Here is a 1229-nt window from a genome sequence, read left to right on the forward strand (position 1 = left end):
CAAGTTCAGCCCGCGCATCGGCATGGCCTATCCGCTTACCGACAAGTCGGTGGTGCACTTTAACTTTGGCCATTTCTACCAGGCGCCCAACTACCGCGACCTCTATCGCGCCTCCGGGGCCATCCGCGAAGTGAGCATGATGTTGGGCAACATCATTGGCAACCCGAGCTTGGAGCCGGAGAAAGCTATCCAGTACGAGATCGGCTTCCAGCAGCAGATCGGCGACCTGTACGGGCTCAATGTGACCTTGTGGACCAAGGAGACCACAAACCAGGTGGGCTCTATCACGGTGCCTGCCTATTCGGACCCAGGGCACGATAATCCGTACACCTACTATGTGTTTATTAACAACAACTTCGGTTCGGCCAAGGGCATGGACATCACCCTGCGCAAACGTTACAGCCACTACTTCTCGGGGACCGTCAATTATACGTGGTCGCGGGCGATGGTGCTGAAGCCTACCTCCTGGGACGGCTACTGGGACGGTGACACCAAGCAGACCATGCCCAAGCGGGAGAGCATCGCCTCGTGGGATCAGCCGCACAGCATTCGGGTGCATATCGATTTTAGTATCCCCTCCCGTAGCGGGCCGCGCATTCTGGGCAAGCGGCCGCTTTCCAATTTTGGGGTCAGCCTCGTCTACTTTGGCGAGAGCGGGCGCGTCTATACCCCCTACATGGGCGACGAAGGTTACTTGGAGAGAGAGAACTCCGCGCGTTGGCCGTTCTGGCACCAGTTTGACCTGCGGGCTTACAAGAATCTGAAGGCATTCGGGTTGACCTACTCGGTCTTCGTGCAGGTCCGCAACCTGTTCGATCGCCTTAACGTGCTGGAGGGCTACGAGCGTACCGGCTCGGCAACAGATCCCGGTGGTGCCTATGGTACCTACAGCGCCACGAGGATGGACGGCATCACCATCAACAATTTTGGCCCGCGGCGCTCGATCAACTTTGGCGTGCGGCTGATGATGTAGCACCGGGCACAACAAACAAGCGACTGAAACGCGAGGAGAGCACGCATGCGACCCACACGCAAGCTAAGTATTGTTGTGGGACTGGTGGTGCTGGCAGGAGCCACGCTGGCACAACAGAGGGACTGGTCCCCTGAGCACAAGAGCTTTCCAGCCGACCTGAGGAAGCATGCCAGTAACTTCGATCGCGGCATCGCTTTCATGGACGCTGGCAAGATGCAGGTCAACGGGGTGGAAAACTATGGCATGATCGGCTACC

General features: G+C 58.1%; 2 protein-coding genes. Both read left to right on the forward strand.

Going from position 1 to position 1229, the window contains the following annotated elements:
• On the forward strand, positions 1-973 hold a 973-nt coding region (locus tag H5U38_01720; protein MBC7185731.1), incomplete at its 5' end, for a TonB-dependent receptor.
• 45 nt (positions 974-1018) lie between these two features.
• On the forward strand, positions 1019-1229 hold a 211-nt coding region (locus H5U38_01725; GenBank protein MBC7185732.1), incomplete at its 3' end, for a hypothetical protein.

The organism is Calditrichota bacterium (assembly GCA_014359355.1).
In the GTDB taxonomy this organism is placed as follows: Bacteria; Zhuqueibacterota; Zhuqueibacteria; order JANLFK01; family Oleimicrobiaceae; genus Oleimicrobium.